We start from the raw sequence: 14,189 nt of genomic DNA, 5'->3' as shown, positions 1-14,189 counted from the left end.
CGAAGGCAACAGCGTCAGGCAGACTGCGGGCTTTTTTTGCCTGATGCGGACAGCCTGTCCAGTAGCCTGTCATAGTAAGGATCATCCTGCTCAAGCTGCAAATGGCGCTGACTGCGCATTTTCGCACGCGCAATCATAAAGCGCAGCTTTTGCATTTGCCGCACACGCTCCTGCTCATCCTCACAGTTGTCCAACATGTCCACAAGGCGGGTCAGCTCCTTGCGTTCTGCCAACTCCGGGGGCAGACAGCCCGCGTTGCTCAAAATCTTGTAGGCCATGCGCAATTCCTCGGGCACATGGCTCGTGTCTTCCAGTTCCAGCGGTTTGCCTTGCCCTGGCAAGTTGTCAAAAAGCCCCTGCGCCTGGGCCTCTTCAATGCGTCTTTCAGCAATGAACTGGATGACAGACCAGGGATTAGCCCCTGCCATGGTCTTCTCCTTCCGGCGCATTCTGCGGGCTGTCTTGTGGTTGTGCGGAAGACGTAGCGGCTGTCCCCCAGAGGCTCTTCCATTCCATCAGTGTTTTCAGCGCGTCAATGGGGCTCAGCTCTTCAGGCTGCATATGGCGCAGCAGTTCAACCACCGGATGCTCCGCACGCGGGGGAGCCGCTTGAAGAATGGGCAGGTCATCCGCCGTTTTTGCCTTGGGCTCGGGCAAGTCCAGCCCGGGCAGGCATACGGCTGTGACTACCGCCTTGCGCGCAACATCGCGCCCACGTTCAAGATTGGCCAGTATGGCCCTCGCGCGCTGCACAACGGGGCCGGGCACGCCAGCGAGCCTGGCCACCTCAACGCCGTAACTTCTGTCAGCAGGGCCAGGTACAAGCTTGTGTAGAAAAAGAATATCGCCACCATACTCGCTAATGGCTATATTCATTGTAAAAACACCGTCAACGCGGCCTTCGAGCGCCGTAAGCTCATGATAATGCGTGGCAAAGAGCGTGCGCAGCTCGCCCTGAGCGCGTCTGGACAGGTCTTCGACCATGGCCCAGGCCAGGGCCACGCCATCATAGGTGCTGGTGCCGCGTCCGATTTCATCCAGAATGATAAGACTGCGACGTGTCGCCTGACGCAAGATACGCGCTGTCTCCATCATTTCGACCATAAAGGTGCTTTGCCCCTGGGCCAGATTGTCAGAAGCCCCCACGCGCGAGAATAATCTGTCCACAAGGCCAAGTCGCGCGGAAGTAGCTGGAACCATTGCCCCCATCTGCGCGAGCAGGCAGATGATGGCCACCTGGCGCAACACGGTTGATTTGCCTGCCATATTGGGGCCGGTAAGCAGGCACAGACGGCGCTTGTCATCCAGGCGAAAATCATTGGGCACAAAATTGGCGCGGCCAAGCATGGCCTCCACCACGGGGTGACGGCCCTCGCGAATGGTCAGATTTGCGTCCGCTGTCAGTTCGGGGCGGCACCAGTTATTGATGCGTCCGACCTGGGCAAGGCTTTGCCAGTAATCCAGATGCCCGATCAGTTGGGCCATGTGGTTGATGCGTTCACGCTGCTGCGCCATGTGCTGACGCAGATCCTGAAAAAGGCTGTACTCAAGCGCCTTGCGTTTGTCTGATGCTGAAAGCAGCTCATCTTCAAGGCTCTTGAGCTCTTCAGTGGTAAAACGTTCGGCATTGGCAAGGCTCTGGCGGCGAATGAAGTGATAGGGTACTGCGCCGGAGTGCGCAGCGCGCGACACTTCGAAATAGTAACCGAATACACGGTTATATCCCAGTTTGAGTTTGGCGATGCCTGTGGTGGTCTGCTCTTCGGTGAGCATGGCCTGCAATTTTTGTTCACCGTGTTCAGCGAGATCAAGCAGCCTGTCCAGTTCAGCGTTGTAGCCGCTTTTAAAAAGGCCGCCATCGGTAATAACCGGCGGGGGGTTGTCCACAAGCGCGCTCAGCAAAAGCGCCGTGCAGTCTTCCATGGCGTCCCAGGTTTTGATGATGTCGGCCACAGCACCGGGAGGCGCGGTTGCGGGGTCGGCAGCCTGTGCCGCATCATCCTGATCGGGCCGCTGGAGAATTGACGGCGCGGGATCGCCCGTCAGCACAGCATACACCTGCGGCAATGCCGCCAGGCTGTTGCGCAGGGCAATAAAATCGCGGGGACTGCCCTGATTCAGGCTGATGCGTGTGGACAGACGCTCCATGTCGTACACGTTGTTAAGCGCGTCCCGCAAGGCGGAGCGGCGGCCGTCGTCTGCATAAAACCAGGCTACTGCGTCCTGGATGCGCGTAATGGGAGAGACTTCACGCCACGGATGGCGCAGCATGTCTTCAAGCAGCCGCCCCCCCATGGGCGTCATGGTATCATCGATCACATGACGCAGGGTGCCTTTTCCCTTACGGCCATTCAGGCGCGTAAAAATTTCCAGGTTGCGTTCCGTTACTTCGTCAACCACAAGGCGGCGACTGAGATCAAGACGCTGAAAAGGTTTGAGGTGCTCGGGGCTGCGCATCTGCGTTTGCGCAAGGTATGCAAGCAGCGCACCGCAGGCCCGCATGATTTCATTGTGCCCGGCAAGGCCGAGAGCACCCGGTTCCCGCACGCCCTGGGCCGACAACACCCGCTCCGTGGCGCGCTTGAGTTCAAAAATGCTTGCAGGCTGACGCACCAGACGAATGCCCTCAAGCAGGGTGCGGGACGGCGGCTGAACACCTTCAGGCACCAGCAGTTCGCGTGGCGCCATTTTTTGCACCCATTGCCACAGCTCTGCCTGGCGCTTGAAATCTACGCCGCTCCACTGTCCGGTTGATACGTCCACCCAGGCGAAACCGCCGCCCTCGCTGTCTGCGCAAGGGCAAAGCGCGCCAAGATAATTATGGCTTTTGGTGTTGAGGTTGGCGTCATCCACCACGGTTCCGGGAGTCTTGACGCAGGTTACGGCTCTTTTAACAAGGCCCTTGGCCGTTTTTGGGTCTTCAATCTGATCACAAATGGCGATGTGATAGCCCTTGTCCACAAGCTGGGCCACGTAAGCGTCCACGGCGTGCCAGGGCACCCCGCACATGGGAACGGGATTTTGCGTATCCTTGCTGCGGCTCGTGAGCGTTATCTGAAGCTCGCGGGCGGCCACTTCGGCGTCACTGAAAAAAAGCTCATAAAAATCGCCCATACGATAAAAAAGCAGAGCATCAGGGTAGTCAGCCTTGATGCTCATGTAATGCTCAAACATGGGAGTCATTTTAAAAGTGGGCTCAGACATGGTGGTGCTTCATGGGCAATAATTGTTGTACTGCTGTAAAATTATTAACGGTTGGCGCTGCCCGATGCGCATCGGGCAGCGCCGTAAGGCTGATGGCAAAATTTCTACGGCTTGTCGGGATCAGGCACGAGGGAAGCGTCAACAGTCTGCACTGGCTTGGTTTCCGCAGCCTGAGCGCCTTCGGTCTTTTCCTTGCTCTTTTGAAGAAAGCTGATCTTCGAGGCTTCGACGTCTGACTTCTTTTTCAGTTTGGCCATTTCGCGCTCAAGATTGCTGATGTGCCACTTGTGCTTCATGAGGCGGGCAGAGAGGTTCAGCTTGTCCCACACAAGGAAGCTCAGGGTGAGTAATGAACCAAGCGCAAAGGCCGCGATCACCAGAAAATAGAAGGGCAGGGGAATGGAATGCATTGGCGGGATAAAGAAAAGATGGAGCGTGAGCACCATGTCTTGTGAAAGAGGCCCCTGATTCTGAAAAAAGAATACGAGAGCAAGAAAGAAAACGACGGCCAGCAAGAGAACCTTGATATACCGCATAGACACACTCCTCAGGCTAAAGCTATCTCAAAAAATCTTCACGGGCTTTTTGAGAATGCCGCCCGCCCCGTGGGGCACAGCCTGCGCTCTCCAGCCGGTTTCTTCACGCCGCCGCGGCGCAAAAAAACTTCCTCCACTCCTTCATCAACCATTCCGGCGTTGATCTCAACCTTCCTGATGGGGCAAGGAACCGGCGCTACATGGCTCCCCAGCCATGGCGTCCTTCGTGAAATAAGGTTTTAACGCAGCGTAGCTGCGGCTCAGATGTTCAGGCATGGTGCGCACTTCATTGAAGACTGCCATAAATGAAGAATCTCCGGTCCAACGCGGCACCAGATGAAAATGCAAATGCTCCCTGATGCCCGCGCCCGCGGCCTCACCCTGATTGAGGCCGACGTTGATGCCTTCACACTTAAAATGCTTTTTCAAAATTGCGGCGCATACCTGCAGAAGATCCATAGCTTCATGGGCCTCTTCAGTGGTCAGGTCGGCAAGATTCATGACGTGCCTGTAAGGGCAGACCATGATGTGGCCGTTGTTGTACGGGAATTTATTCATGATGACAAAGGCGTTACGCCCTCTGTAAAGAACAAGGCGTTCTTCGTCATCCAACCCGTCGGCGGAAAGGCAGAACACACAGGAATCTGGTTTTGGTCCAAGAATGTATTCGATACGCCAAGGTGCCCATAATTGTTTCATAATTTTTTTTCTATACACCGCTTGACCATCGGGAGCAAGAGGCAAGCCGCCAGCCCGCACGATAGTGACACAAAAATCATCAGAAATTTTATAATGTTAAATAAACAATCCCTGATTACCTGCAATTAAAAAAATGGGAAATGCCGCCAATGACAAGTAAAAAACTCAACATTGCCCAGGTTCAATCCTTTGACGGATGCCTGGCTTTTCGCTCCTGTTCCTGTCGCATAAGCGCATGCGCAAGGCCAAGCTGCGCTTCGCGCCCTTGCGTTTCGCCATCCAGCTTGGCCTTCAGCGCGGTACGCAAAATATGGCTGTACAGGGGGCCGGGGGGCAAGCCCAGAGCTTTGAGGTCATCACCCGTGATGTCGGCCTTTTCGTACTGCCACTGGGTGATGTAGCGCGACAGGCTTTTTTGCAGGAACTCATTCTCTGTTTCTGCCATGAGGTAGAGCAGCGACTCCAGCGACAGGGGAGCCAAAACCTCGCACAAAGCGCTGATTTTGGGAGCCTGCCCGTCTTGCCGCCGCTGCCAGGCTTCAAGGCGGCCCCGAACTGTGCGCATTTGCTCCCGCTGGTTCAGGATTTCAGCCCTTTTATTCTCCGGCAGCCCCAGCCGACGGTACAGGTCGGATGTTTCCGCATAGGGCAGACCGTGACTGAGGCCCAGAAAATATACCAGCCAGTCTTGCGGTTTTTTTTCAAAATACAGCAGGTGATACCAGGACAGCATATCCTGAAGCTCCTGCAGCAGCCCCCTGCGGGTCGGTATAAGCGCAAGTTGCGGCGCGATGGCGGGCAAAATACCCAGTTGGTCGAGCCGTACGAAACAGGCCAGCGGATTGTCCTCATCACAGATATGCCTGAACTCACTGAAAAGACGCGGCCCTGCGAGCTTGTCCATAAGCTTGAGGCCCAGGGCGTTTTTAATGAGCCTTTCCGCTCCAGCGCCGATGCGAAAATCGTAGCGCTGTTCAAAGCGCACGGCCCGCAGACAGCGCGTGGGGTCTTCAACAAAGCTCAAGGTATGCAGCACCCTGATGACGCGCTCCTTGATATCGCGTTGCCCGCCGAAAAAATCGATCAATTGCCCGAAGGGCGTACTGTCCAGCCGCACCGCAAGGGCATTGATGGAAAAATCACGCCGAAAAAGATCCATCTTTATGGACGAAAGTTCCACAGTCGGCAGTGCTGCGGGGTATTCATAGTATTCCAGACGGGCTGTCGCCACATCTATGCGCGATTCCTGTCCTTTTTCATCCTTGAAAATGACCACGGAGGTCAAGAATTCCTGGTGTTCGCGCACTCTTCCGCCAAGTTCCACGGCCAGAGCTTTGGCAAGCGTGATGCCGTTGCCCTCGACCACAAGGTCGATATCCTGATTGGGCCTGTTCAGCAGCAAATCCCTCACAAAACCGCCCACTGCGTACACGGGCAACCCGAGGTCCCTGCCGAGCTTTCCTGCCAGCTGTAAAAGGTCTTTGACGGCAGAGGGCAGACGGTCCTGTATGAGCTTGCCCACGTGCCGCTCCTTGCTTGGGGAGTGCTTGAGCACCGGCAGGCTGTCCTGCTCATGGGCAAAGACATTAATAAGGTCTGTACGGGTTACGACGCCGATCACGCGGTCTGTCTCAACAATGGGCACAAGGCGCTGCCGCGCTCCGACAATGATGGCCGTAAGATCCTTGAGGACGGCTTCAGGCGGCAAAGTTTGCACGGAGCCCTGCATATAGTCCTCAACCAGAGCCTCGCCAAGGCCGTGCGCGCTGGCACGAGAGGCAGTCTGAGCGTCAAGCAGCCCCTTGCAGGTTCTGGTGCCCGGCGAAAAAACAGGCACAGCCTTGAGCCCGAAATGCAGCATGAGTTCATCCGCCTCGCGGATGGTGGCCGTGGACTCGACACCCACGGCAGGGGAGGACATGTACTCGCGTGCCGTCTTGTCAGGGTGGGCCTGCTCGTACAACTGGCGTAAAATGGCGTCTCGAACTTCATGCAGGGTCATGTGACGGATGGAGGCAGAGGCCGCGTAGGCATGACCGCCCCCACCCAGCGCAGCGCAGATATCCCCCACGTTGATCTTTTCGCTGCGACTGCGGGCCACCACCTGAATGCGGTCGCCCATAAGACCTATGGCAAAAAGAACAGTAAACTTCTCCATCTCGATCAGGCGGTGCGCCAGATAGGCAAAGTCGCCAAGATAGTGTTCCATGGCCGCTTCGGCGAGCACCACCTGTGTGCGGTTGATGGTAAAGGACTCGGCAGATTCGAGCAGGCTATTGAGGGCCTGGATATGCATACTGGTAAGTTCATGCGCGGCCAGGTCATTTATGCGGTTTACGTCCATACCCTGGCCAAGCAGCCATGCAGCCGCTTCAAAGTCTGCAGGAGTGGTTGAAGAATAGGTGAATGAACCCGTATCGCCGTAGATGCCCAGGCCCAACAGGGTGGCATCCGCAGCTTCAAGACGCACCCCGCGCTCGCGCAGGTGCTGTACGATAAGGCTAGTAACCGAGCCAATATGGGCCAGATGCACTGTGCCAAATTGTATGTCGTCTCCGGAATCGGGATGATGGTCCCACATCTCGACAGCCACGTCGAGACGCTCCAGCAGGGGCGCTACATGGCTCACCCGGCTACGCTGGCGCGTGTCGACAATTACCAGGCGGTCAAAGGATTCCCAGTCAAGGTCGCTGTTGTCGGCAAAGCTGTATGCCTTTGTATCAATGCTGGCGTAGAGTTTTTGCAGGCCTCGTTCCTGGCTGCCGGGAAAAAGCAGAACGTGTGGGCTGTACAGGTGACGGGCAGCAAGCATGGCGGCAAAGGCATCGAAATCCGCATTGGCATGGCAGGTGATCAAGGTTGCTTTGGCGGCTGTCACATCTGGCTCCGGGGATGGAATTGGCGGTGAATGCCGCGCAGACGCTCGGCCTGAACATGAGTATAAATTTCTGTGGCGCTGATATCGGCATGCCCCAGCAGCAGCTGCACCGCTCTCAGGTCAGCTCCGCCTTCAAGCAAATGCGTTGCAAAGGAATGCCTGAAGGTGTGCGGCGAAATGGGGCGGCGTATGTCGGCTGCAAGCGCATATTTTTTAACCATTTTCCAGATATACTGGCGTGTGAGCGCATTGCCGGACCGGTTGACGAAAAGCTGGTTGCCTGTGGGAGAAAAAGCGGGCCGCCAATGGCTGATATAATTTTCAAGCATGCGCTGCATGAAGTCGTGCAGGGGCACGAGCCGCTCCTTGGCTCCCTTGCCGAAAACACGCACCAGACCACGCTGCAGGTCCAGATCCGGCAGGCAAAGATCACAGAGTTCGGACACGCGCAAACCAGCCGCATAAAGCAGCTCAAGCATACAGCGGTCGCGTTGGCCGCCTCTTTCGCGCATGTCGGGCTGCGACAGCATTTTTTCCATTTCATCGCGGGTCAGCACTTCGGGCAGGTGTTGCGGCAGCTTGGGGTTATCCATCAACTGTGCGGGATTGGTCTTGACGACGCCTTCCTGCATGGCAAAATCGAAAAAAGCCCGCAATGCGGACAAGCGCCGCGCCAGCGTTCTTCCTGTATTCTGGCGTGCGCGCAGCCATGCAAGGTAAAGGAAGACCTCCTGCTCGTCGGGTTGCGCACCCATGGCGCCGCCGCCAGAGAGCTCCTGCCGAAAGAGAAAAAAATTCTCGAGATCCTGGCTGTAGGAAAGAACGGTCTGCTGCGACAGGCCGCGCTGGGCCAACAGATGGTCCTGCCATAAAGGCAGAAGAGCGGCCAGGGGGCAGTGAGATGCGGTGGCGGATGCTTCGGGTTCAGTCATGTGAGCATGCTAGCCGCCTTAGGCCCCGCGAGCAAGTTTTTTACAGACGCTGCGGCTGGATACATGCCAAAAGTCGCTTTTAATCCGTATGGGCGCGTGCTACCAGTGCTGATCATTGATGCGGATACCCAATTGCAACGGGCGCACTCGCTGGTTCTGGCGGGGTCAGCATTTGCAGCGGCCCGAGTAAATCAAGCCGAAAGGGAACTTGCCAAAAATTGTTGCCATGGGCCCCTTTCTGCCTCAAAAACAGAGCACCGTTGCGTATACACCTGTAATGGCATCGACGCGCCCGCTTCGGCCCATAATAACACGCGGAAGCCACGCATACGCTGGTGGTGGATGCCTGTTCACCCAGTTGCCAGAACAGTTTCATCGGAAACCTGCTCAATGAGAACGTGCTCAATTCCACACTGAAAAAGGACAGCTTCAGCCATGCATGAAGAAATCCAGACATACGTGAGCCTGGGCTCAAACAGCGCGAACGCGGAACGCATGCTTCAGCTGGCTCGCGAGGCCCTAAGTCACCTGCCCCATGCGCGCCTTGGCGCAGTATCGCTCATATACACGACTGAACCCCAAGGCTTTGCCGATCAACCGTGGTTTTTAAACCAGGTGGTTGAACTTGTTGTTGCATCCTGCTGGCAGCCTTGCTCATTTGTGGAGGCCTTGCTGGAAATGGAAACCGGTCTTGGCCGCGTACGCAGCGCTGATCCTGCCCTTCGCTTTGGGCCCAGAACCATTGATGCGGATTTATTGCTTTTTGGCCAGCAGCACAGCGACGATGCGCGCTGCCTTGTGCCGCACCCCAGGCTTACGCAACGCGCTTTTGCGCTGGTACCCCTGCTGGACATTGCCCCCGGAGTTCGCATTGACGGGGTTTCTGCTGCGGACTGGCTTTCGCGACTGAAATTTGAAAAAGATGGCCAAAGAATTTCTCAGTGACGGGAAGAACTCTCTGTGGTAGGGTCTTCCTCGGCTTGCAGGCAGGTTGCCCAGCCGCACACTCCAGATTTTTTGGCCCGATGCCCGGCATGAGCCTAAGGAGCACGACAGATGTGGAAATGGCTTATTTTGATATTGGCGGTCTACGCCCTGTATCGTCTTTTCGCCAATGATGTGCAGAAAAAGCAAAAAGAAAACAAAGAAGAAAACGCGGCCGAAATGGAACGCAAGATAGCTGCCGGAGAAATGGTCAAAGACCCGGAATGTGGGACCTATGTTTCTGCCGAAGGCAATATCTCTGTGCGTGATGGTGAAATTGTCCACCATTTTTGCAGCTATGAATGCCGCGACAAATTTTTGCAACGTCTGGAAGAAGGCGGTCGCGAACTGCCCCCGCGCGAATAGCCGTTCGGCAATACGCAAAATCATAACGGGTGGGAATGCGCCAGTACGGCCATATCCCACCTGTTTTTGTCATGGTTTGTTGTGTTCCGGCAATTACCTTACGCCGCAAAGTTTTTTGGCGAAATCTGACTGATCCTGAAGATCGCCCAGCCGTAAAAAACCCTGCTGGCGCGCCATGTCCCTGGCAATGGCCATAAACAGACGTATGCGATTCAGCTGGTTGGCCTCGCTGCTGCCCGGATCATAGTCAATGGCCATGATATTGGCCTGAGGGGCCGCACGGCGCACAGTCTTGAACGCTCCACGGCCTACCACATGATTGGGAAGGCAGCCGAAAGGCTGAAGACACAGGATGTCCTTTGCCCCGTGGTTCAGAAATTCCAGCATTTCTGCCGGCAAAAGCCAGCCTTCGCCAGCAGCGTTGCCCAGCGACAGCATGCTCTCGCCCATTTGGGCCAGCGTGTCCAGATGGGCCACGGGCATGACCCTCTCCGCAAGGGGAGATCGGGCCAGAGCCTCCCGCATGCTTTTGCGCAAATTTTCCACTTTCTTGATAGCCAGAGTGCTGCCCAGCGCACCCAGAGCGCTGCCGCCCTGACGCTGCCAGTCGTAGATGGAATCCCGCAGGCAATACAGCATGAAATTTGTGATGTCGGGCAGCAGGGGTTCGCCCCCCTCCTGTCTGATGATATCCACAATATGTCGGTTGGCGTCAGGATGATAGGTCAGAAGAATTTCGCCGACCACAGCGACGCGCGGCCTACGGTCCACATCGCAGCCGATCTGCTCAAAGTCCCGCACAAGGCGCTCCATACTGCGGCGGAAGGCCAGATCATCGCCATGCCGCACAATGGGGGCCAGTGTGCGCACCCAATGATCAATCCTTTCGGCTGTGTCTCCAGCACGGCGCTCATAGGTCTGCGTATGCAGAGACAGGCGTTGCAGCATGTCTCCGGCCAGCATGCCCAGCACCATTTTGTGCAGCATGGCGCGGTTGGGGCTAAAGCCCGGATGGCTGTCACCCCCGGATGTGCTCATGGTGAGTATTGGAACCGATGCGAAGCCGCATTCAATCAAGGCTTTACGCAATAAGGCCGGATAATTGCTGGCGCGGCATGGCCCACAGGTCTGTGAAAGCAGCAGCGCTGTACGGTGAGGATCATGCTCGCCGCTTTGCAGCGCGTGCAGGAGTTGGCCGATGGCCACAATGGCCGGATAGCAGGCGTCGTTGTTTACATAGGCCTGGCCTATGCTGATGGCTTCAGAATTTACCGTGGGCAACAGTTTTACCATGTGTCCACTGCCCACAATGCCCTCTGTGATCAAGGGAAAATGCAGCGGAGCCATTTGTGGGACAAGAATCAGGTGGGAGCGGGCGTTTTTTTTGGAAAAAACGGGAGCCGTGGGGGGCGGGATGACCGTCTGTACGCCCTTGCCGCGCCCTTCTGATACGGCCAGCAATGAACGGATCCGAATACGGGCCGAAGCAAGCGCGTTGCCTTCATCCATCTTGATGAGGGTATACAGCTTGCCATGATTGTGCAGCTGCTCACGTACCTGGTCGGAGGTAATGGCGTCAAGGCCGCAGCCAAATGAGGTAAGCTGCACAAGTTCAACCCTGCATTTGCCGTGGTCGCCTTGAGCAGCCCATGCTGCGGCCCGGTAAAGCCTGGCAGGGTACGTCCACTGGTTGCGGACGCGCAGCCCCGGCACGGGGATTTTGCGTAGCCAGCGATGCGGCAGGGCGTCTTCACTTAACACCGTGGCGCCAAGCGAAGCGATAAAATCCGGCAGTCCGTGATGCACTTGAGGGTCGGCATGGTAGGGACGACCAGCCAGCACCACCAGCGTTCCGCCCTGACGGAGCGTTGCGGCATAGAGCTTTTCGGCTTCATCCCGCAGTTCGCGCAGATAGTTTTCCTGCTCCTGCCGAGCCACGCGAACGGCGGCGCGCACTTCCCCCTTGGGCAGATCCATTTCCTGACAAAGATTCCGCACCAGGGATGCCGTGTGGTTGAGGTTCACAAAAGGCGTGTACATAAAGGCTTTGCCATTGACCAGTTCCGGCAGGTTTTCGCGTACCACCTGTGGATAACCGCAGGCCACCGGGCAGGAAAACGCGTCGCACATTTCCTTAAATTCTTTGGATTCACGGGGGATGCAGGGCATGAATATGCGCGAGATTCCTTTTTCAACAAGCGAAAGCACATGACCATGGGCCAGCTTGGCAGGATAGCAGACGCTTTGTGATGGCACGGAGGCCAGGCCCCGGGCAAAGAGCGCACGGCTGGTCGGCGGTGAAAGTTCAACCCTGAAGCCAAGACTGGAGAAAAGGGTGAACCAGAAGGGATAGTGCGAATATACGGTCAGCACCCTCGGTATGCCCAGGACACCCCTTGGCGCACGCTCAAGGGGCAACGGGGCATAGCGGAAGAGCCGCTGGCGCTTCCAATCATAAAGATTTTGTCCGGCGGTCGTTTTTTTGCCATTTGTATTGGCGAACTTGTCACAGCGGTTGCCTGAAAAATGGCGTGTTCCATGCGAGAAGCGCGTTTCAGTCAACAGGCAGTTGTTCCCGCAGTCGCGGCAACGGAAGCTGCGGCTGCGCATCTCAAAATTACGAAGGCCCTCGGCTGTCAGGGGGGAATAGCGCACTTCATTGGCAGGGGAGGATTCAAGCGCCGTCAGGGCAGCCCCGTAAGCCCCCATAAGCCCCGAGGAGGCCGGACGGTGCACGCTATGCCCCAAGGTGCGCTCCATGGCGCAAAGCAATGCGTCATTGAGGAACGAGCCTCCCTGCACGACCACATGCTGCCCCAGTTCATCGGTATTTTTGATGCGCAGCACCTTGTCCAGAGCGTTGCGAACAACAGAATAGCAGAGGCCAGCCGCAATATCGGCCGCTTTCATGCCTTCTTTCTGGGCTTGCGTGACTTTTGAATTCATGAACACCGTACAGCGTGAGCCAAGGTCTGCCGGATGCTCGGCATAAAGGGCCGCCTCGACAAATTCCTCCATAGTCATGCCAAGCCCCAAGGCGAAGCTTTCAAGAAAAGCCCCGCAACCTGCGGAACAGGCCTCGTTAAGGCTCACATCCGCGATAACGCCGTTTTCGGCCTTGAGGCACTTCATGTCCTGACCGCCGATGTCTATGACATAGCTCACTTCAGGCACAATACGGTGTGCGGCTTTGAAGTGCGCCAGAGTTTCCACTGTTACGCAGTCAAGCTTCAGCGCCGCCTCGGCAAGCTGCGCCCCGTAGCCGGTGGCGGCCGTGCCTGCAAGCCAGGCCTGCGGAGGAATCTGCTCAAGCATGTCGGCAAGCGGCGGCAAAAGAACCTGCAACGGGTTGCCCCCGTTGGATACGTAGCACGATGCCAGCATGCGTTGTTGCGCGTCTATGAGCGCGGCCTTGACCGTGGTGGAACCGAGGTCGAGCCCAAGATACAGGGGACCGGTCGCCTTGCTCAGGTCACGTCGGGGGAGGCGGTCGTCGGAGTGCCGTTTTCTGAAGGTTTCATATTCAGCGGAGTCACGGAAAAAACGCGGCAGCGCCTTGGTCAGTGGCGGGAGCGCTTCGCTCGCCAAACTGCGGGCCTGACGGGCCAGTTCGTCCAGACGGACCAGCGGCGTTTCACCCAGCCTGTCCTTCATGCACAAAGCCGCACCGTGGGCAGCGGCACACTGGGCATGCGGCAGGCAGGCGATTTCGTCATCTTCCAGTTGCAGTGCCGCTATAAAAAGTTTTTTCAGCTCTGGCAAAAAGTGCAATGGCCCACCAAGAAAAGCCACTGTGCCTTCAATGGGGCGACCACAAGCCAGGCCGCCAATGGTCTGCTCAACCACGGCCTGAAATATGGAGGCCGCGATGTCTTCCCGCGCTACGCCGCCATTCAGCAGAGGCACAATATCTGTTTTGGCGAACACGCCGCAACGTGAAGCAATGGGGTAGAGGGTGGTGTGCCGCGCGGCCAGCTCATTGAGCCCTTGCGCGTCGGTGCTGAGCAGGCGGGCCATCTGGTCGATGAAAGCCCCGGTTCCCCCCGCGCAGGATTCGTTCATGCGCAGTTCCACATCCTGCCCAAGATACAGCAGTTTGGCGTCTTCGCCACCAAGCTCGACAGCGACGCTGGTTTGCGGGGCAGCTGCCGATACCGCGCGGGCCGTGGCCAGCAGCTCCTGTTCAAAAGGCAAAGAAAGGGCTTCGCCAAGGTCCAGCGCGCCAGATCCGGTGATGGCGCAACGTACCGGCAAAAGAGGATATTTTTGTGCCAGTTCATCCAGAAGAGCGGATAACGTGGCTCGAACAGCAGTTCCGTGACGACGGTACATGGTTTCAATAACCATGCCCTCGGCATCAAGGAGCGCCAGCTTGACAGTGGTGGAGCCTATGTCCAGACCAAGAAATGCCGCAGGATGTGGAGACACAAATAAGTCCTCACATTTCTGTGTGTTTGTAGGAGGGACAAGATATCGCCTTTCATCGAATAATGATTCCTGTTTAAAGGAAAAGCGAAATATTTTCTAGCTATAGATTCAGGATATACCGCAAGGGGCGACAAAGACAAGCCCCAGGTTACAAAAAAGAAG

The 14,189-nt window shown here is 56.7% G+C and carries 9 protein-coding genes; 2 read left to right on the top strand and 7 right to left on the bottom strand.

The window, feature by feature from the left end:
- Positions 1 to 14: 14 nt before the first annotated feature.
- From BCS36_RS09295 to xerD, 6 genes are all read right to left on the bottom strand, one after another.
- Positions 15 to 428, bottom strand: coding sequence for a DnaJ family domain-containing protein (locus BCS36_RS09295; protein WP_291302614.1), 414 nt, complete (start codon positions 426 to 428; stop codon positions 15 to 17).
- Positions 415 to 3,204 carry a DNA mismatch repair protein MutS gene (mutS, locus tag BCS36_RS09290; RefSeq protein ID WP_291302613.1) on the bottom strand — a complete coding sequence of 930 codons (2,790 nt, stop codon included), beginning with the start codon at positions 3,202 to 3,204 and terminating at the stop codon, positions 415 to 417. Before mutS ends, BCS36_RS09295 begins: the two co-directional genes overlap by 14 nt.
- Positions 3,205 to 3,308: 104 nt before the next feature.
- Positions 3,309 to 3,740: a LapA family protein gene (locus tag BCS36_RS09285; RefSeq protein WP_291302612.1), complete on the bottom strand. Its 432-nt coding sequence runs from the start codon at positions 3,738 to 3,740 to the stop codon at positions 3,309 to 3,311.
- 165 nt (positions 3,741 to 3,905) lie between these two features.
- Positions 3,906 to 4,439 (bottom strand): HIT domain-containing protein, encoded by a 534-nt coding sequence (locus BCS36_RS09280; protein ID WP_291302708.1) that lies wholly within the window; start codon positions 4,437 to 4,439, stop codon positions 3,906 to 3,908.
- Positions 4,440 to 4,620: 181 nt separating this feature from the next.
- Positions 4,621 to 7,317 carry a CBS domain-containing protein gene (locus tag BCS36_RS09275; protein ID WP_291302611.1) on the bottom strand — a complete coding sequence of 899 codons (2,697 nt, stop codon included), beginning with the start codon at positions 7,315 to 7,317 and terminating at the stop codon, positions 4,621 to 4,623.
- Complete coding sequence (xerD, locus tag BCS36_RS09270; protein WP_291302610.1) at positions 7,314 to 8,249, bottom strand: site-specific tyrosine recombinase XerD; 936 nt, start codon at positions 8,247 to 8,249, stop codon at positions 7,314 to 7,316. Before xerD ends, BCS36_RS09275 begins: the two co-directional genes overlap by 4 nt.
- 435 nt (positions 8,250 to 8,684) lie before the next feature.
- On the opposite strand from xerD, the gene folK reads away from it, so the two are divergent.
- Positions 8,685 to 9,194: a 2-amino-4-hydroxy-6-hydroxymethyldihydropteridine diphosphokinase gene (gene folK / locus BCS36_RS09265; protein ID WP_291302609.1), complete on the top strand. Its 510-nt coding sequence runs from the start codon at positions 8,685 to 8,687 to the stop codon at positions 9,192 to 9,194.
- Positions 9,195 to 9,305: 111 nt separating this feature from the next.
- Positions 9,306 to 9,599: a transcriptional regulator gene (locus BCS36_RS09260; protein WP_179979179.1), complete on the top strand. Its 294-nt coding sequence runs from the start codon at positions 9,306 to 9,308 to the stop codon at positions 9,597 to 9,599.
- 93 nt (positions 9,600 to 9,692) lie between these two features.
- Here the strand turns inward: BCS36_RS09260 and BCS36_RS09255 are convergent, their stop codons facing one another.
- The gene (locus BCS36_RS09255) at positions 9,693 to 14,027 is read right to left on the bottom strand and encodes an acyl-CoA dehydratase activase (protein ID WP_291302608.1); all 4,335 of its coding nucleotides are present in this window, start codon (positions 14,025 to 14,027) and stop codon (positions 9,693 to 9,695) included.
- Positions 14,028 to 14,189 lie beyond the last annotated feature (162 nt).

The sequence above is a fragment of the Desulfovibrio sp. MES5 genome, assembly GCF_002237645.1.
Taxonomy (GTDB): Bacteria; Desulfobacterota; Desulfovibrionia; order Desulfovibrionales; family Desulfovibrionaceae; genus Desulfovibrio.
This window is presented reverse-complemented; position numbering and strand designations above follow the sequence as displayed.

Bases quoted from the DNA above. Each gene is read 5' to 3' on its own strand.
- BCS36_RS09295 (WP_291302614.1), bottom strand. From the start codon at position 428: ATGGCAGGGGCTAATCCCTGGTCTGTCATCCAGTTCATTGCTGAAAGA.
- mutS (WP_291302613.1), bottom strand. From the start codon at position 3,204: ATGTCTGAGCCCACTTTTAAAATGACTCCCATGTTTGAGCATTACATG.
- BCS36_RS09285 (WP_291302612.1), bottom strand. From the start codon at position 3,740: ATGCGGTATATCAAGGTTCTCTTGCTGGCCGTCGTTTTCTTTCTTGCT.
- BCS36_RS09280 (WP_291302708.1), bottom strand. From the start codon at position 4,439: ATGAAACAATTATGGGCACCTTGGCGTATCGAATACATTCTTGGACCA.
- xerD (WP_291302610.1), bottom strand. From the start codon at position 8,249: ATGACTGAACCCGAAGCATCCGCCACCGCATCTCACTGCCCCCTGGCC.
- folK (WP_291302609.1), top strand. From the start codon at position 8,685: ATGCATGAAGAAATCCAGACATACGTGAGCCTGGGCTCAAACAGCGCG.
- BCS36_RS09260 (WP_179979179.1), top strand. From the start codon at position 9,306: ATGTGGAAATGGCTTATTTTGATATTGGCGGTCTACGCCCTGTATCGT.